This is a genomic window from Streptomyces sp. NBC_01197, from assembly GCF_036010505.1.
Taxonomy (GTDB): Bacteria; Actinomycetota; Actinomycetes; order Streptomycetales; family Streptomycetaceae; genus Streptomyces.
In genome coordinates this window covers 5,012,184-5,028,851 of sequence record NZ_CP108569.1, presented here as the reverse complement: position 1 = coordinate 5,028,851, position 16,668 = coordinate 5,012,184, and the positions used below count along the sequence as shown (strand labels likewise).

Annotated in this window: 17 protein-coding genes; 14 read left to right on the top strand and 3 right to left on the bottom strand. The window is 69.1% G+C overall.

Annotation, left to right across the window (positions count from 1 at the left end):
- The first annotated feature begins 51 nt into the window (after nucleotides 1-51).
- Nucleotides 52-1,464, top strand: coding sequence for an MFS transporter (locus tag OG452_RS23105; protein WP_327297493.1), 1,413 nt, complete (start codon nucleotides 52-54; stop codon nucleotides 1,462-1,464).
- A 2-nt stretch (nucleotides 1,465-1,466) separates the two neighbouring features.
- Here OG452_RS23105 and OG452_RS23100 read toward each other — a convergent pair whose 3' ends face one another.
- The 3 genes from OG452_RS23100 to OG452_RS23090 are packed head-to-tail and all read right to left on the bottom strand — an operon-like array spanning nucleotide 1,467 to nucleotide 2,672.
- Nucleotides 1,467-1,649 (bottom strand): DUF397 domain-containing protein, encoded by a 183-nt coding sequence (locus tag OG452_RS23100; protein ID WP_327299740.1) that lies wholly within the window; start codon nucleotides 1,647-1,649, stop codon nucleotides 1,467-1,469.
- Nucleotides 1,649-1,765 (bottom strand): DUF397 domain-containing protein, encoded by a 117-nt coding sequence (locus OG452_RS23095; protein ID WP_327297492.1) that lies wholly within the window; start codon nucleotides 1,763-1,765, stop codon nucleotides 1,649-1,651. The genes OG452_RS23100 and OG452_RS23095 overlap by 1 nt, the downstream gene beginning before the upstream one ends.
- The gene (locus OG452_RS23090) at nucleotides 1,722-2,672 is read right to left on the bottom strand and encodes a helix-turn-helix domain-containing protein (protein WP_327297491.1); all 951 of its coding nucleotides are present in this window, start codon (nucleotides 2,670-2,672) and stop codon (nucleotides 1,722-1,724) included. Before OG452_RS23090 ends, OG452_RS23095 begins: the two co-directional genes overlap by 44 nt.
- Before the next feature lie 162 nt (nucleotides 2,673-2,834).
- Between OG452_RS23090 and OG452_RS23085 the strand changes: the two genes are divergently transcribed.
- The 13 genes from OG452_RS23085 (at nucleotide 2,835) to OG452_RS23025 (ending at nucleotide 16,657) form a co-directional block, all read left to right on the top strand.
- Nucleotides 2,835-3,245: a hypothetical protein gene (locus OG452_RS23085; protein ID WP_327297490.1), complete on the top strand. Its 411-nt coding sequence runs from the start codon at nucleotides 2,835-2,837 to the stop codon at nucleotides 3,243-3,245.
- Nucleotides 3,246-3,597: 352 nt separating this feature from the next.
- On the top strand, nucleotides 3,598-4,344 hold the full coding sequence (locus OG452_RS23080) for an IclR family transcriptional regulator (RefSeq protein WP_327297489.1): 747 nt from the start codon (nucleotides 3,598-3,600) through the stop codon (nucleotides 4,342-4,344).
- A gap of 158 nt (nucleotides 4,345-4,502) precedes the next feature.
- On the top strand, nucleotides 4,503-5,987 hold the full coding sequence (locus OG452_RS23075; protein WP_327297488.1) for an ABC transporter substrate-binding protein/permease: 1,485 nt from the start codon (nucleotides 4,503-4,505) through the stop codon (nucleotides 5,985-5,987).
- Nucleotides 5,987-6,718, top strand: coding sequence for an amino acid ABC transporter ATP-binding protein (locus OG452_RS23070; RefSeq protein WP_327297487.1), 732 nt, complete (start codon nucleotides 5,987-5,989; stop codon nucleotides 6,716-6,718). The genes OG452_RS23075 and OG452_RS23070 overlap by 1 nt, the downstream gene beginning before the upstream one ends.
- 116 nt (nucleotides 6,719-6,834) lie before the next feature.
- Nucleotides 6,835-7,404, top strand: coding sequence for a hypothetical protein (locus OG452_RS23065; RefSeq protein WP_327297486.1), 570 nt, complete (start codon nucleotides 6,835-6,837; stop codon nucleotides 7,402-7,404).
- Between the two features lie 64 nt (nucleotides 7,405-7,468).
- Nucleotides 7,469-8,659, top strand: a complete 1,191-nt coding sequence (locus OG452_RS23060) for a sensor histidine kinase (RefSeq protein ID WP_327297485.1) — start codon at nucleotides 7,469-7,471, stop codon at nucleotides 8,657-8,659.
- Between the two features lie 49 nt (nucleotides 8,660-8,708).
- Entirely contained in the window at nucleotides 8,709-9,401 is a 693-nt protein-coding gene (locus OG452_RS23055; RefSeq protein WP_327297484.1) for a response regulator transcription factor, read from the top strand.
- A 193-nt stretch (nucleotides 9,402-9,594) separates the two neighbouring features.
- A complete protein-coding gene (locus tag OG452_RS23050; RefSeq protein ID WP_327297483.1) occupies nucleotides 9,595-10,623 on the top strand; it encodes an ABC transporter substrate-binding protein in 1,029 nt (342 codons plus the stop codon).
- A 3-nt stretch (nucleotides 10,624-10,626) separates the two neighbouring features.
- Nucleotides 10,627-11,475: a siderophore-interacting protein gene (locus OG452_RS23045; protein ID WP_327297482.1), complete on the top strand. Its 849-nt coding sequence runs from the start codon at nucleotides 10,627-10,629 to the stop codon at nucleotides 11,473-11,475.
- A gap of 140 nt (nucleotides 11,476-11,615) precedes the next feature.
- Nucleotides 11,616-13,055 (top strand): pyridoxal phosphate-dependent decarboxylase family protein, encoded by a 1,440-nt coding sequence (locus OG452_RS23040; RefSeq protein ID WP_327297481.1) that lies wholly within the window; start codon nucleotides 11,616-11,618, stop codon nucleotides 13,053-13,055.
- The gene (locus OG452_RS23035) at nucleotides 13,039-14,319 is read left to right on the top strand and encodes a lysine N(6)-hydroxylase/L-ornithine N(5)-oxygenase family protein (protein ID WP_327297480.1); all 1,281 of its coding nucleotides are present in this window, start codon (nucleotides 13,039-13,041) and stop codon (nucleotides 14,317-14,319) included. Before OG452_RS23040 ends, OG452_RS23035 begins: the two co-directional genes overlap by 17 nt.
- Nucleotides 14,316-14,867 (top strand): GNAT family N-acetyltransferase, encoded by a 552-nt coding sequence (locus OG452_RS23030; protein ID WP_327297479.1) that lies wholly within the window; start codon nucleotides 14,316-14,318, stop codon nucleotides 14,865-14,867. Before OG452_RS23035 ends, OG452_RS23030 begins: the two co-directional genes overlap by 4 nt.
- Nucleotides 14,864-16,657 (top strand): IucA/IucC family protein, encoded by a 1,794-nt coding sequence (locus OG452_RS23025; RefSeq protein ID WP_327297478.1) that lies wholly within the window; start codon nucleotides 14,864-14,866, stop codon nucleotides 16,655-16,657. Before OG452_RS23030 ends, OG452_RS23025 begins: the two co-directional genes overlap by 4 nt.
- Nucleotides 16,658-16,668: the final 11 nt, after the last annotated feature.

The window sequence follows — 16,668 nt, the reverse complement described above, 5'->3', positions numbered from 1 at the left end:
GTCGAGCACGTTTCGCCCGTCGGCGTAATGTTCCGGCACCACACTGGCGCCATGGCGACGAGAGATGAGCTGACGGAAGAGCCGACGGGCGGGCCCCGGAGGCCGGTGCTGCCCCTTGTGGCCATCTGCCTCGGCTACTTCATGGTCATCCTGGATGTCACGGTGGTCACCGTGGCCGTCCCGGTCATCGGCACCGCCCTGCACACCTCGGTGACCGGGCTGCAATGGGTGGTGGACGGCTACAGCATGGTGTTCGCCGGGCTGCTGCTCTTCTGCGGCGGGCTGGGTGACAAGCTCGGCAGCAAGCCGGTCTTCCTGGCCGGCCTGCTGGTGTTCACGCTCGCCTCCGCCGGCTGCGGGGCCGCTCCCAACGTGTGGGGCCTCATCCTCGCCCGGCTCATCCAGGGCGTCGGGGCGGCGCTGATGGTCCCGGCTTCGCTGGCGCTGCTGAAATCCTCCTATCCGGACAAGGCCGCACGCGCCCGCGCTTTCGGCGTCTGGGGCGCGGTCTCGGGTCTCGCCGCCGGGGCCGGGCCCGTCGTCGGTGGTGTTCTCGTCGCCGGGTTCGGCTGGCGGTCCGTTTTCCTCGTCAACATCGCCGTCGGGGCGGTCGCGATCACCCTGACCGCGCGGTACGTACCGGCCACGCGGACCGCCCGCTCCACCGCCCGGCCCGGACTGGACGTGCCGGCGCAGGCCGCGATGGCCGTGGGGCTGACCGGCCTCACCGGCGGGCTCATCGAGGCGGGGGCGCTGCACTGGACGCACCCCGTCGTACTCGGCGCCTTCGCGGTCTCCGTCACCGGGGGCCTGGCCTTCGTCCTGCTTGAGCGGCGCTCCGCCGCGCCGATGCTGCCGCTCTCGCTCTTCCGCGGCAGGGACTTCACCGCGTCGGTGGTCATCGGCGTGCTGCTCAACATCGGTTTCTACGGGCTGCTGTTCCTCGCCCCGCTGTACTTCCAGCGGGTGCACCACTACAGCGCCCTGCGCACCGGGTTCGCGCTTCTGCCGCTGGTGGGGGTCGTCGCCCTCTCCTCCGCGGTGGCCGGACGCATCACGGCGCACACCGGGCCGCGCCTGCCCATGGTGGTCGGTCTGACGGTGGGAGCGGCGGGCCTGGCCGGCTGGCTCCTGGCCGGCCCCCACACGTCGTACCTGGCCCTGGTCGCGCCGATGGCCGCGGCGGGATTCGGTACCGCGTTCACGATGCCGGCCTCCACCGCGGCGGTGATGGAGGCCGTCCCCGACAGCCGCAGCGGGGCCGCGGCTGCGGCGTTCAACGCCGCACGCCAGATCGGCAGCGCTTTCGGCGTCGCGGTCTTCGGCACGCTGGTGGCGGGGAATTTCCTGGGCGGGCTGCACATGGCGGTGTCTGTCGGCGCCGCGGGTTTCCTCACGGCTGCCGTTGTCGCTGCGCTGTTCGTACGGGGCGCATCCGATGACGACCGGGACAAGCAGACTTGAGGTCAGCGCTTCAACTGGCCGCGCTGGAGGGCTGATACGAACGAGGACCATGCGGACTGCTCAAGGACCAGCGCCGGGCCGTCCGGGTTCTTACTGTCCCGGACGGGGACGACGCCGGGGAATGCGGGGGCCACCTCTACGCAATTGCCGCCGTTGTCGCCGCTGTAGCTGCTCTTCACCCACATCAGCTGCTCCACGTCGAGACGAACACCGCCCAGGCCGCCCGCTCGAAGACCATGACCGGGCCGGCCGGCCGCTTACTGTCCCGGACGGGAACGACGCCGGGAAATCCGGGGGCCACCTCTACGCAGTTGCCGCCGTTGTTGTCGCTGTAGCTGCTCTTGACCCACGTCGCTACGCTGAGATCGTGCCTGTTCATGCTGCCCGTACCCTTCCATCGCCTCGCTGATCAGAGCGGCGGACTCGTGAGATGACGGAGCATCCGCCCTGAGCACATCATAGGTGCGGCTGTGGCGTGCGAAGACGGTTGGATCATCGCCGAAATGGCCACGATCCAAAGACTCCGAATAGACCCACTGGTGCCCATCGGGCAAGGCGATCAGAGACAAGGGCCGCGTGGGGCGCACGAGCCCAACCAAATCGGCCGGGACAACCTGGATGCGGAGATTGGGCCGCCAGGCAACGTCCAGCAGATGCGCACACTGGTCACGCATGACACCCGCGCTGCCCACAACATTACGCAGGCAACTCTCGTCGAGTACGGCAACATACAAAGGGCCGTCAGACGCGAGGAAACGCTGTTGCCGGCTCATTCGCGCCCTGACACGCTCCTCCACCTCTTCCCCGCTCGCGACATGGGCGAACAGCGCCCGCGCGTAGTCCTCGGTCTGCAAAAGCCCCGGCATCACCTGGGTTTGGTACTCGCGTAAGGCGATGGCCACGGCGTCCATGTCGGCCCTGCGCTGGAACCAGTCCGGATGCTCCACCTCCGCGTACCAGTCGATGCGTTCCCACATGCGGGACAACACCCCGCCAATGCTGAGCTGTTGGTCGCACTTCTTCGCGAAATCCAGCTGCGGCACCCGCGTGCCCGCCTCCACGCGTGCCATCTGCGAGCGATCACACGGAATCTTGCGCGCCAGGCCTTCCTGCGTAAGCCCCGCCGCCTCCCGGAAGTGCTTCAAGACCTCACCGAACACGGCCGCCGTGGTCGCGGCCGCACCCCCCGGCGCGTTTCGTCGATTCACGCTGCCCCCCTCCGCGCTTCGTGACAGTTGTCCAGTGGCACGCGATCAGCATTGCGCCCGGCCACTCCAGCGGGCAACGCTTCACATACGCACAGTAGTTGGCGAACCAGGCCGCGCGGGCGCAAACGGATAAACCGGCATAAATAATCCATGGAGGGATATATGGCACGGCAGGCGGACGAGGCGGCAGGGGCGACTCCCCCGACGCGTGGGGCGCTCGTCTACGACCCGGCGACGGGGCGCGTCGGGGAGTTCCGGGGCAGCGTGGCGTACGCGACACTGCGGCCCCTGGGCGGCGGGCCGGTGTGGCAGGCCGATCCGGAGCGCATCCGCCCGGCCACCCCGGCGGAACGGATCAGCGCCGGGGTACGGGCCGCCAACGGCCGCACCCGAGACGCGTCGACACTGCCGCACTTCGACGTGAGCCGCCCTCCCCTCCCCGCACCGGGGTGCGAGACCTGCGCAGGTCTCGCTGAACAGCGCGACTATGCCCGCGCACAGTTCGACGGGAGCAAGGAAACCGACTTCAACGTGCTGCTCCGCCATCACCAGCGGCAGGAACACCGCACATGAGGCGTCACGCCCGCCGCCCGGGTGCGCGCGCACGGCCAGCACGCGGCTGGAAAGTGACGTCAGACGGCGCGTTCTGGGGCGGGGTGCTCATGGTCGGCAGCGTCGGCGGCCTGCTGGCCGTGATCGCCATGGCCGTGACAGCGCGCCAATCGGCGCCGTGAGCCATCGCCCACACCTGGTCAGCCGGACAGACCGTCCGGCTGACCAACAATATCCATACAGCTGAGGGCAATTCACGCGAGCGGCTGACAACTCCGTCACATCACACATCTCCCACTGGTTGATAAGCAAGTTCCCAGTGGGTGAGACAACGGTCTCGTCGTGGCTGGATTTGTTCCCTAAGGTCTGCCGGGTGATTACCGGAATGACCGCTCCGGGTCCGGCTCGCAGAACCGGTGCCATCCTGGCCGTGCTCGCCGAGCAGGCCTCTGTGACCGCCCAGGACCTCTCCCGCCGCACCGGCATTCCGGTCAGCGCCGTCTATCGCCACCTGGGCGATCTGACGCAACTGGGTCTGGTCAGTCCGACGCGGACGCGCGGCCGGTACTGCGCGGGGTCGCTCGCGGTGCAGATGGCGGTGAACTACCGGCGCGAGATGCTCAGTGGCGGGGGCGTGAAGCGCCGTCTGGACCGCCTGGCGTCCGACACCGAGGAGCTCGCGGCCTTCCTGATCCCCAGCGGTCAGCACGTCCTGTGCGTCGAGGCCGCCGAGGGGTCACGGGTGATCAAGTGCAGCTTCTCGCCCGGGCTGAGTCAGCCGCTGACCTTCGGGGCGAGCGCCCAGGCGATCCTCGCCCATCTTCCGGCCGCACGCGTGGCCCATATCTGCGCGGCGCACCGCCTCGGCCCCGATGAGGCCGAGGCGCTGACCGCCGACCTTCCCCGCATCCGCGACCGGGGCTACGCCATGAGCACCGGAGTCGTCGACGAGGGCGTGTGGGGCGTCAGCGTCCCCGTCCTCAACCGGCAGGGGCAGCTCACCGGAACCGTCAGCACCATGGCGCCAGAGTTCCGGGGGCGCCGCAACCACCAGGCGCTGCTCACCCTCACCCATGCCGCGGCGCAGGACATCGGCCGCCTCGACGAGCCGCTGCCGTGACGGCCCGGGACGGTGACAGTCCGCGGGCCGCCGGTGACCAGGGCCTGCCCAGGGCGAGGAGGTGTGCCCGGCGACCGGCGTTACGCAACGCGGGCCCCCTCACCTGAACTCGCGCATCACACACGGTCCGAATGGAGTGGAACATGGTAAGAGCACCCGTGGGACGAAAGGCCGCAGCCGTTCTGGCCGGGCTCCTCTCGTCCTTCCTTCTGCTGGCGGCAGCCTCGCCCGCCGACGCAGCGCCGCAGGCGGACAAGGGGGCTCAGAAGCTCGAACAGCTGCGCTCGGGCCGGGCCACGCTGCGCGTGGGCACGGACGCCACGTTCCCGCCCTTCGAGTTCACCGACACCAAGGGCGGCCGGGTCGGCTTCGACATCGAGCTGGTCATGGCACTCGCCAAGCGCGCGGGCATCAAGAAGGTCGCCTTCACACAGATGCCGTTCGGGAACATCGTCCCGGCGTTGCAGGCCCATCAGATCGACATGGGCGCTTCGGGGATCTACATCAACCAGGAGCGGACCAAGGTCATCGACTTCTCGGACGTGTACTACCCGGGCGGTCTCGCGATGTTCACCGGCGCCAAGGACAGCACGGTCCACTCGCTGGCCGATCTGGCGGGCAAGCGGGTCGCGGTGCAGGTCGGTACCAAGTCCGTCGAGTGGGTCAAGGAGAACCAGCCCCGCGCAAAGCTGGTCACGGTGCAGACCAACCAGCAGATGTTCTCGTCCGTGAAACTGGGCCAGGCCTCGGCGGTCGTCACCGGCGCCCCGGCAGGCCAGTACTTCATCGCCCAGCAGGGCGGCCTCAAGCAGGTCGGCAAACGTCTGACGGGCGAGGACTACGGCTACGCCTTCCCGAAGACGGACAGCGCGGTGACCGCCGCGTTCAACGGCGCGCTCAAGGACATGAAGAGTGACGATTCCTACGGCAAGCTGACCCACAAGTGGTTCGGAGCCGGAAGCACGGAAAAGGCGAAGAAGAAGCACGCGCTCCTCAACCCGCAGACGATCATCGACTCCTGGGGTCAGATCTGGCACGGCCTGCTGGTGAGCATCGAAGTGATCCTCATGTCGCTGTGCCTGAGTCTCCTGTTCGGCATGACGGGCGGATTCGCCAAGCTGAGCGACATCGCGCCGGTGCGCTGGCTGGGCAACGCCTATGTCTCCGTGATCCGCGGCACGCCGTTCGTCGTCCAGCTGTTCCTGATCTACTTCGGGCTGCCCCAGCTCGGGCTGCAACTGTCGCCCATGGTCGCGGGTGTGTTCTCCCTCGGCCTGTACAGCGGCTCGTACGTCACCGAGATCTTCCGCGGGGCCGTGCAGTCGGTGGACCGGGGCCAGATCGAGGCCGCCAGGTCCTGCGGTATGTCCCACGCGTCGGCCATGCGCCACGTCGTCGTACCGCAGGCGTTCCTGCGGATGCTCCCCCCGCTGGGGAACGAGTTCGTGTCGCTGACGAAGAACTCCACGCTGGTCTCGTTCGTCACGATCAGCGAGCTGTTCCTGGTGGGCCAGGTGGTCATATCCAGGACGTTCGACGCCCTCACCGTCTATCTCTTCATCGGCCTTCTCTACTACGTCCTCACCAACATCATCGGTTTCGCGACCCATGCAATCGAGAAGAAGATGGCGGTGTACGTCTGATGGCACTCCTCGAAACCCGGGGCATCACCAAGTCGTTCGGCGACCACGAGGTGCTGCGCGGCATCGACTTCACCATCGAGCCGGGTCAGGTCGTGGCTGTCATCGGCCCCAGCGGCGGCGGCAAGTCGACGTTCCTGCGCTGCCTCAACCTGCTGGAGACGCCGACCTCGGGGCGCGTCGTGTTCTCGGGCGACGAGCTCAGCGCCACCGAGTCGAACCTGGACCGGTTGCGGGCCCGTATGGGCATGGTCTTCCAGCAGTTCAACCTGTTCCCGCACATGACGGCGCTGCGCAATGTGGTCCTGCCGCAGATGAACGTGCTCGGCCGGACCCGCCAGGAGGCGGAGGCCAGGGGGCGCGCCCTGCTGGAGCGGGTGGGGATGCTCGGGCGGGCCGACGTCTACCCGAACCGGCTGTCCGGTGGGCAGAAGCAGCGGGTCGCCATCGCGCGGGCCGTGGCCATGGACCCCGAGCTCATGCTGTTCGACGAGCCGACGTCCGCGCTGGACCCGGAGGTGGTCCAGGACGTACTGGAAGTCATGACCGGCCTCGCCAAGGAGGGGATGACCATGGTCGTGGTGACGCACGAGATGGGCTTCGCCCGCAAGGTGGCCGACCGGGTCGTCTTCATCGACGGGGGCCGGATCGCCGCGGATCTGCCGCCCGAGGAGTTCTTCTCCGACGAGAACGACAACGAGCGGGTCCGGACTTTCCTGGCGAAGGTGCTGTAAGGGGCGTCGGTGCTGTAGGAGTCGTCGTACGGATCGGCCCGGCTGCACCCGGCTTCCACCCCTGTTCCACCCGTGGGTTGAATGCATCCGGGGCGCCGGAGCGAATAGTCGAAGCCATGACGCTCACCGACTGGATCATCGACATCCTGCTTCTTCTCATCGTCTTCCGGCAGTTCCGGGAGGAACGGCTCACCGCCCGCACAGTCCTGCTGCCCCTCGGTATCATCGGCTGGACCGGCTACAACTACCTGCACTCCTTCCCGACCCGGGGGAACGACGTGACCCTGATCGCGGTGTTCGCCGGTGTGGGGATCGTCTTCGGCCTCGTCTCCGGCCTGCTGACCCGTGTCCGCTACGCGGAAGGGCACGTGCGCATCAAGGCCACCGTGAGCGCCGCGGCGCTCTGGGTGATCTGCATGGGCTTCCGGCTCGGTTTCACCATCTGGTCCAGCCACTCCTCCGGCCAGGCCCACCTCGCGCACTTCTCCGTCACCCATGACATCACCAGCGGCCAGGCGTGGGTGGTCGCTCTCGTCCTGATGGCGTTCGGTGAGGTCGTCGTCCGGCTCGGTACGATCGTCGCCCGGGGCGGGCTCCTGATGGCCCGCAACAACGGGGGCAACCGCAACGACCGCGCCGGATCGCCGTCCGCCGTACCGGCGCCCCGTCCCGACACCTACGTCTGACCTGGGCGGAGCGGCCGGCGGAGAACGGAGTGCGGGGATGAGCGGGCGCTGGTGGAGGAATCCGGTGGACTGGAGCACGCCGGTCTGGGAAGCGCCGGGCTGGCAGACGCTGGACCGGGGCACTTTCAGGGGCGCGGCGGCCTTGGTGGCCTGTATGACAGTCACCGTGGCCGAGGCCCAGGGGACGGGCCTCAGGATCGTCATCGGTGCGCTGGGAGTCCTCGCTGAGCTGGGAATGCTGCTGGGCCGGCGGACCCTGCCGTCTGTTCTGGGCGCCCTGGGCGCGGCGGTCGCCATCGGTTCCGGCCTCGCGATCACGCTCCTGGTGCCGGCCGGGCTCGGCTCCGTCGCGGCGCTCGCGGGCCTCTCCGTCCTCCCTCTGCGCCTGCCCGCGGGGCCCGTGCGGACGTCCGGCGTCGCGGTTGTGTCGGCCGCCTACGGGATCGCGATCATGGTGATCACCGGGAGTCTGGCCGGATTGCTGGCCGGGGTGGGCGCCTGGCTCCTCGCCGACCGGTCCGTGGAGCACACCGCCCTCCAGACGGAGCGGGACCGGGCCGTCGCGCTGCTGGCCGAGGTCGAGGCATCCCGGCAGGCCCTTCAGGAAGCGGCGGCCGTCGAGGAACGCAGCCGTATCGCCAGGGAGATGCACGACGTCCTGGCGCACAGCCTCGCCGGTCTGTCCGTGCAGTTGCAGGCGGTGCGGGCCATCGCCGGCCGGGAGGGCGCGCCCGCGTCGCTGACCGGCCCGATCGACCGGGCGGCCGACCTCGCGCGCGACGGCGTCCAGGAGGCGCGGGCCGCGGTCGGCGCGCTGCGCCACGCGCCGCTCCGGGGCGTGGACGACCTCAAGGGCCTGGTCGGCGGTTTCCCCGGCGATGCGCACCTGCGGGTCACCGGCAGGTCCTGCCCGCTCGGCCCCGAGGCGGGTCACGCGGTGTACCGGGCGGTGCAGGAGGCCATGACCAACGCGGCGCGCTACGCGACCGGGAGCGCCATCGAGGTTGATGTGGCGTGGTCGGAGCGGGAGTTGCGGGTGGACGTCCGCGACCAGGGGCTGCCGGCCGGCCGCGGGCCGTCGGGCGTCAAGGGGAGCGGCACCGGCCTGCGGAGCATGGCCGAGCGGATCGAGGCCGTCGGCGGGAAGCTGTCCGCCGGGCCGGTGCCCGGCGGGGCGGGCTGGCGGATCGATCTGCGCGTACCAGTGGCGGGGGCCGGGAGCGGCGCGGACCGGACAGGGAAGATGGGGTCGTGAACACATCAGCCGGCGTCCGGGCGCCGCACACGGGCGGGAAGGCCGACGCATGACGATTCGGGTTCTGGTGGCGGACGACCAGGCAGTGGTACGGGACGGGGTCGTGCTGCTGCTCTCATCGGCCGACGACATGGCGGTGGTCGGCGAGGCGGGCGACGGGCACGAGGCCGTGCGGCTGGCCACGGAGTCGCGGCCCGACGTGGCCCTCGTCGACCTGCGGATGCCGGGGCTGACCGGCGCCGAGGTGACGGCCCGGGTCGTCGCCGCTGACATCGGCGTCCGGGTGCTCATCCTGACCACGTACGCGGACGACGACGCGGTGATGCCGGCCCTGCGGGCGGGCGCTTCCGGCTATCTGACCAAGGACGCCACCGGCGAAGCGGTACTCGCCGCGGTCCGCGACGTGGCCGCGGGACACACCGTCCTGGACCCCGCGGTCCAGCGCCGCCTGGTCGAACTGGTCGTCAGCGAACCGGACTCCACCACTGCGGCGCCCGCGCCCGCCCCCGCAGCCTCGGCCGGGGTCCCTGCCGAGGCCGAGGGACTCACCCGGCGGGAGGTCGACGTCGTGCGGCTGGTGGCCCAGGGGCTCAACAACCGGCAGGTGGCCAAGGAGATGGTCGTCAGCCAGGCGACGGTCAAGACGCACCTCAATCACGTGCTGGCCAAACTGGCGCTGGAGGACCGCGGCTCACTGATTGCCTGGGCCTGGCGGTACGGACTGGCCGAGAGGACCCCGTAGCCACTCCCCCGCGCACCGCACACACACCTCTGCACAAGCACCGTCTCCGGGTTGAACCACACCAGGCCACACCAGGCCACACCAGGCCACCGGGCCGATCCCCCTGCCCCCTGGACAGCAAGTCAGGTTAGGCTAACCTGACCAGGAATCCCCCAGTGGCCGTCCCGGCACGTACGGAAAGCAGAGTCCAGCCATGCCCAACGCCCGCGCCTCCCACTTCTCCCGTCGCGGCATCCTCGCCGCAGGCGGCGTCATCGGAATCGGTGCCGCCCTCACCGCCTGCGGCGGCAGCGACTCGAAGAGCTCGGGCTCTGCGAAATCGGACTCCGGCCCCTGGTCCTTCAAGGACGACCGTGGCATCACCGCCAAGGCCGAAACAACCCCCACGAAGATCGTCGCCTTCACCGGGACCGCCGCCGCGCTGTACGACTACGGCGTCGAGGTCGCGGGGGTCTTCGGGCCGACCAAGACCAAGGACGGCAAGGCCGATGTGCAGGCCGGCGATCTCGACATCAGCAAGGTCGAGATACTCGGCAACGTCTGGGGCGAGTTCAACATCGAGAAGTACGCCGCGATCGGCCCCCAGCTGCTGATCACCGGCATGTACGACAAGGGCGCCCTCTGGTACGTCCCCGACGAGTCGAAGTCCAAGATCCTCAAGCTGGCCCCGAGCGTCGCCCTGATGGTCGCCCGCACCTCGATGCCCGCCGCCCTCCAGCGCCACGCAGAACTGGCCGAGTCCCTCGGCGCCGACCTGAAGGCCAAGAAGGTCACCGACGCCAAGGCCCGCTTCGAGAAAGCCGCGGCCCGGCTGCGCTCCGCCGCGAAGGCCAACCCGAAGATCAAGGTGCTCATCGGCTCGGCCAGCGCCGACCTGCTCTACATCTCCACCCCCGAACCCTCCGCCGACCTGCGGTACTTCAAGGAGCTCGGCGTCAACATCGTCGTACCGGACAAGGTCGACAAGGACGGCTGGTTCGAGGATCTGAGCTGGGAGAACGCCGACAAGCACCCGGCCGACATCATCATGATGGACAACCGGACCTCCGCCCTCCAGCCGGCCGCGCTGAAGTCCAAGCCGACCTGGGGCGAGCTGCCCGCGGTCAAGGCAGGACAGGTCATCCCCCGCTCGACGACGGACCCGATCTTCTCCTACGCCAAGTGCGCCCCGGCTCTGGAGGCGCTGGCCAAGGCGATTGAGACCGCGAAGAAGGTCAGCTGACCCATGTCGACGGCCGCCATCGCCCCCTTCCGTTTCTTCGGCCTGCATGTCGTACGGACGCGGCGGCTCGGCCCGTCGATGGTCCGCATCACGTTCGGCGGCGACGACCTCAGGGACTTCGCCGCCGGAGGCCGTGATCAGAGCCTCTCCCTGTTCCTGCCGCATCCGGGGCAGCGGGAACCACAACTGCCCTCCGGCGACGACTGGTTCGCCGAATGGCGGGCGCTGCCCGATGACGTACGGGCCGTGCTGCGCTCGTACACCGTGCGCGAACAGCGCCGCGACCCCGACGAGATCGACATCGACTTCGCACTGCACGGGACTGATGCGTCAGCCGCCGGCGCGGCGAGCGGCCCCGCCTCCCGGTGGGCCAGGCAGGCCGCCCCTGGACAGCGGGTCCGCGTCCTGGGACCCGCCGTCGAGCACAACACCGCCGTCCGCTTCCAGCCGCCCACCGGCACCGACTCGGTGCTGATCTGGGCGGACGAGACCGCCCTGCCCGCCGCGTCGGCCATCCTGGAGTGGCTGCCAGCCGGCACCAGGGCCCAGGTCTGGCTGGAGGTCCAGCACTCCGCCGACCGGCAGCCGCTGCGGACCGGGGCGGACGCGCGGATCACCTGGCTCGTACGGGACGAGGGCGCCCCGGCCGCCATCGACGCCGTACGCGCGGCCGAGCTGCCCGGCGCGCACCCGTACGCCTGGATCGCGGGTGAGTCCGGCTGCGTGAAGGAACTGCGCCGTCATCTCGTACGGGAGCGCCAAGTCGACCGCAGGCAGGTCACGTTCGTCGGTTACTGGCGCCGCGGGGTCAGCGAGGAACAGCTGAGGGAGACCGCGGCGCGCGCCGCCTGACCAATTGCGTCCCCAAGGGGGTGAGGCGTCATTGCGACGCTCGGATTAGTTAGGTTAGGCTTACCTAACCACGATCTACTCGGCCACGACGTCGCGGTGACCTCACCCCCCTTTTTTCTTCCTTCCCCGGAGGACCGTTCATGCGCTCACACCTGCTCAACGACACGACCGCGGAGCAGTACCGACTCACTGCCACCGCAGCAGTCGAGCGGGTGGCGGCCCAACTCGCCTCCACCAAACAGCCGTTCACCGGGACCTCCCCCCAGGAACTCGCCCCCGTCCTGGACTCCGTCGACCTGGACAAGCCGCTGGGCAGCACGGACGCGGCCCTGGACGAACTCGGCACCGTCTATCTGCGCGACGCCGTCTACTTCCACCACCCCCGCTACCTGGCCCACCTGAACTGCCCGGTCGTCATCCCGGCGGTGGTCGCCGAGGCCGTGCTCTCCGCCGTCAACTCCTCGCTGGACACCTGGGACCAGAGCGCGGGCGGCACCCTGATCGAGCAGCGGCTCGTCGACTGGACGGCCGGCCGGATCGGCTACGGCCCGGGCGCCGACGGGGTCTTCACCAGCGGCGGTTCGCAGTCCAACCTCCAGGCACTGCTGCTGGCCCGCGAGGAGGCCAAGTCCGAGGACACCTCCGCGCTCAGGGTGTTCGCCTCCGAGTGCAGCCACTTCAGCGTCCAGAAGTCAGCGAAACTGCTCGGCCTCGGCCCCGAAGCGGTCGTCTCCATCCCCTGCGACCAGGACAAGCGGATGCAGACTCTGGCGCTCGCCCGTGAGCTGGAGCGCTGCCGCGCCGAGGGCGCCGTCCCGATGGCCGTCGTCGCCACCGCCGGGACCACCGACTTCGGCTCCATCGATCCGCTGCCCGCGATCGCCGAGCTCTGTGCGCGGTACGGCGCCTGGATGCACGTCGACGCGGCGTACGGCTGCGGGCTGCTGGTCTCCCGCAGGCGTGCCCGTCTCGACGGCATCGAGCAGGCCGACTCGGTCACGGTCGACTACCACAAGTCCTTCTTCCAGCCGGTGAGTTCGAGCGCGCTGGTGGTACGGGACGGGGTCACCCTGCGGCACGCCACACACCACGCGGACTACCTCAACCCGCGCTCCGCCGCCGAGGCCCGCATCCCGAACCAGGTCGACAAGTCCCTCCAGACCACCCGGCGCTTCGACGCACTCAAGCTGTGGATGACGCTGCGGGTGATGGGCGCCGACGCGGTGGGCGGGCTCTTCGACGAAGTGGTCGACCTCGCCGAGGAGGGGTGGAAGCTCCTCGCCGCCGACCCGCGCTTCGATGTGGCCGTCGAGCCGCAGCTCTCCACACTCGTCTTCCGCTACATCCCCGGCGATGTCACGAGCCCCGCGCTGATCGACCGGGCCAACCAGTACGCGCGCAAAGCCCTGTTCGCGTCCGGCGAGGCCGTCGTCGCCGGAACGACGGTCAACGGCCGCGCCTATCTGAAGTTCACCCTGCTCAACCCGCAGACCACCCTCGCCGACATCGCGGCCGTCCTCGAACTCCTCGCCGAGCACGCCGGCCAGTACCTGGGAGAGACCCTTGTCCACGCCTCTTGAGCCCCACGCGCCTTATGACTTCATCGCGGTCGGGCTCGGACCGTTCAATCTGGGGCTCGCCTGTCTGACCGACCCGGTCGACGAGCTGAACGGCCTCTTCCTGGAGTCCAAGCCGGACTTCGACTGGCACAGCGGGATGTTCCTGGAGGGCTCCACGCTCCAGACGCCCTTCATGTCCGACCTGGTCACCCTGGCCGACCCCACATCGCCGTACTCCTTCCTCAACTACCTGAAGGAATCGGGGCGGCTGTACTCCTTCTACATCCGCGAGAGCTTCTATCCGCTGCGCGAGGAGTTCAACGACTACTGCCGGTGGGCCGCCGCGAAGATTCCCGCGATCCGCTTCGGCGAGTCGGTGGCGGAGGTGACGTACGAGGAGCGGGACGCGCTCTACGCGGTACGGACCGCCGGCGGCGCCGTGTACCGGGGACGCAGACTCGTCCTCGGCACCGGAACCCCCGCATACCTGCCGGAGCCCTGCCGGGACCTCGGCGGCGATCTGATCCACAACTCCCGCTACCTGGAGGCCAAGGAGTCCCTCCAGGCCAAGGAGTCGGTCACCGTCGTCGGCAGCGGGCAGAGCGCCGCCGAGATCTACTACGACCTGCTCCAGGACATCGACCAGCACGGGTACGCGCTCAACTGGGTCACCCGCTCGCCCCGCTTCTTCCCGCTGGAGTACACCAAACTCACCCTGGAGATGACATCCCCGGAGTACGTGGACTACTTCCACGGCCTGCCGCCCCGGACCCGCGACCGGCTCAACGTGTCGCAGAAGAACCTCTACAAGGGCATCAACTCCGAGCTGATCGACGCCATCTTCGACCTGCTGTACGCGAAGAACCGGCGCGGCCCGGTGGCGACCCGGCTGATGACCAACACCTCGCTGGAGAGCGCCGGTTACGACCACGGCACCTACACGCTGGGGCTGCGCCAGGAGGAGCAGGAGAAGGACTTCACCCTCGCCACGCAGGGGCTGGTCCTCGCCACCGGCTACAAGTACCGGGTGCCGGAATTCCTCGCCCCGGTGCACGACCGGATCGACTGGGACGAGCAGGGCCGCTTCGACGTCCACCGCAACTACAGCATCGACCAGGACCGGACGATCTACGTGCAGAACGCCGAGCTGCACACGCACGGCTTCGTCGCACCCGACCTCGGGATGGCCGCGTACCGCAACTCGTGCATCATCCGCGAGCTGCTCGACGGCCATGAGTACTACCCGGTCGAAAAGACCATCGCTTTCCAGGAGTTCGCCGCATGAACCGGTTCACCATCCGTCCGTTCGACCCTTCCCCACGTTCGAGCAGGGGAGGCCCCACGTCCGACGCCGAGCTGGTGCACGGCTGGGTCACCCACCCCAAGTCCGTCTACTGGATGATGCAGGACTTCAGCCTGACCGATGTCGAGCGCGAGTACATGGCGATAGCGGCAGCGGAGCATCACGACGCCTTCATAGGACTGCACGGCTCCACCCCGGCCTTCCTGATGGAGCGTTACGACCCCGCGTACGTCGAGCTCAAGGGCCTCTACGAGCCCGAAGCGGGCGATGTCGGGATGCACTTCCTGGTCGCGCCCACCGACACCCCCGTGCACGGCTTCACCCGGGCGGTGATCACGGCCGTGATGACGGAGCTGTTCGCGGACCCGGCGACTCGCCGGGTCGTGGTGGAGCCCGACATCCGCAACACGGCGGTCCACGAGCTCAACAAGGCCGTCGGCTTCGAGGCAGTACGCGAACTGGCGAAGCCCGAGAAGACCGCGCTGCTGAGCGTCTGCACCCGCGCCGCGTTCGAGGGAGCCCGCCGATGAGCGCCCATCTGACCCCCGTACTCTGGGCCGAGGCCGAGCGGCTTCTGATCCGCAAGGCGCTGGCGGAGTTCTCGCATGAGCGGCTGCTGTCCCCACAGCCGCTGGGCGAGGGGCCCGCACGTCTCGGTCCCGCCGGAGGGGACACCCCGTTCTCCGTACGCAGTGACGACGGCGGGACCGAGTACCGGTTCCGTGCCCGGATCCTCGCCCTCGACCACTGGCACATCCCGGCCGAGTCCATCACCCGCCACCGGGGAACCGACGAACTCCCGCTGGACGCACTGGAGTTCTTCATCGAGCTGCGCGGTGTGCTGGGGCTGAGCGAGGCGATCCTGCCGGTCTATCTGGAGGAGATCTCCTCCACATTGTCCAGCACGGCGTACAAACTGGCCCGGCACGCCGAACACCCCGTGTCCGCCGCCGGGCTGGCCGCGTCCGGTTTCCAGGACATCGAGACCGGGATGACCGAGGGGCATCCCTGCTTCGTCGCCAACAACGGTCGCCTGGGCTTCGGTTCGGACGAGTACCTCAGCTACGCGCCGGAGGCGGCGAGCCCGGTCCGGCTGATCTGGCTGGCCGCCCGGCGCGACCACGCCACCTTCAGCGCGGGCACCGGGCTCGACTACGAGTCGCTGATCCGGGCCGAACTGGGCGTGGGGACCCTGGAGCGGTTCGCCGCGACCATGACCGGTCTCGGGCTGGACCTCGACGCGTACTTCCTGATCCCGGTGCACCCCTGGCAGTGGCGGAACAAGCTGTCCGTCACCTTCGCCGCCGAGGTGGCCAAGCAGCGGCTCGTGCTGCTGGGGCACAGCGACGACTCGTACCTCGCGCAGCAGTCGATCCGCACCTTCTTCAACACGAGCGACCCGGCGAAGCACTACGTCAAGACGGCGCTCTCGGTGCTCAACATGGGCTTCATGCGCGGGCTCTCCGCCGCGTACATGGAGGCCACGCCCGCGATCAACGACTGGCTCGGGCAGCTCATCGAGAGCGACCCGGTGCTGAGGGCCACCGGCCTGACGATCATCCGCGAGCGGGCGTCGATCGGCTACCACCACCGGCAGTACGAGCAGGCGACCGTCAAGGGCTCGCCCTACCGGAAGATGCTGGCCGCGCTCTGGCGGGAGAGCCCGGTGCCCGCGCTCCAGCCGGGCGAGCGCCTCGCCACCATGGCTTCGCTGCTGCACACCGACCGGGAAGGCGCCTCGTTCGCGGGTGCGCTCATCGCCGAGTCGGGTCTCGATCCGGCCGACTGGCTGCGCCGCTACCTCGACGCGTACTTCACCCCGCTGCTGCACAGCTTCTACGCCTATGACCTGGCCTATATGCCGCACGGCGAGAACGTGATCCTGGTCATCGAGGGCGGTGTGGTGCGGCGGGCGGTCTACAAGGACATCGCCGAGGAGATCGCGGTGATGGACCCGGACGCGGTGCTGCCGCCGGACGTGGAGCGGGTCCGCGCCGATGTGCCCGACGACATGAAACTCCTGTCGCTCTTCACCGATGTCTTCGACTGCTTCTTCCGCTTCCTCAGCGCGACGCTGGCCACCGGGGGCGTGCTCGGCGAGGACGAGTTCTGGCGGACCGTCGGCGCCTGCGTACGGGACTACCAGAGCTCGGTGCCCCAACTGGCCGACAAGTTCCGCCAGTACGACCTGTTCGCGCCGGAGTTCGCGCTGTCCTGCCTCAACCGGCTGCAGCTGCGTGACAACCAGCAGATGGTGGACCTCCAGGACCCGTCGAGTGCGCTCCAGCTCTCCGGGACCCTGAAGAACCCGATCGCCTGAGACACGACAGG

Bases quoted from the DNA above. Each gene is read 5' to 3' on its own strand.
- OG452_RS23070 (WP_327297487.1), top strand. From the start codon at position 5,987: ATGGCACTCCTCGAAACCCGGGGCATCACCAAGTCGTTCGGCGACCAC.
- OG452_RS23050 (WP_327297483.1), top strand. From the start codon at position 9,595: ATGCCCAACGCCCGCGCCTCCCACTTCTCCCGTCGCGGCATCCTCGCC.
- OG452_RS23040 (WP_327297481.1), top strand. From the start codon at position 11,616: ATGCGCTCACACCTGCTCAACGACACGACCGCGGAGCAGTACCGACTC.
- OG452_RS23030 (WP_327297479.1), top strand. From the start codon at position 14,316: ATGAACCGGTTCACCATCCGTCCGTTCGACCCTTCCCCACGTTCGAGC.
- OG452_RS23085 (WP_327297490.1), top strand. From the start codon at position 2,835: ATGGCACGGCAGGCGGACGAGGCGGCAGGGGCGACTCCCCCGACGCGT.
- OG452_RS23055 (WP_327297484.1), top strand. From the start codon at position 8,709: ATGACGATTCGGGTTCTGGTGGCGGACGACCAGGCAGTGGTACGGGAC.
- OG452_RS23025 (WP_327297478.1), top strand. From the start codon at position 14,864: ATGAGCGCCCATCTGACCCCCGTACTCTGGGCCGAGGCCGAGCGGCTT.
- OG452_RS23105 (WP_327297493.1), top strand. From the start codon at position 52: ATGGCGACGAGAGATGAGCTGACGGAAGAGCCGACGGGCGGGCCCCGG.
- OG452_RS23045 (WP_327297482.1), top strand. From the start codon at position 10,627: ATGTCGACGGCCGCCATCGCCCCCTTCCGTTTCTTCGGCCTGCATGTC.
- OG452_RS23100 (WP_327299740.1), bottom strand. From the start codon at position 1,649: ATGTGGGTGAAGAGCAGCTACAGCGGCGACAACGGCGGCAATTGCGTA.
- OG452_RS23065 (WP_327297486.1), top strand. From the start codon at position 6,835: ATGACGCTCACCGACTGGATCATCGACATCCTGCTTCTTCTCATCGTC.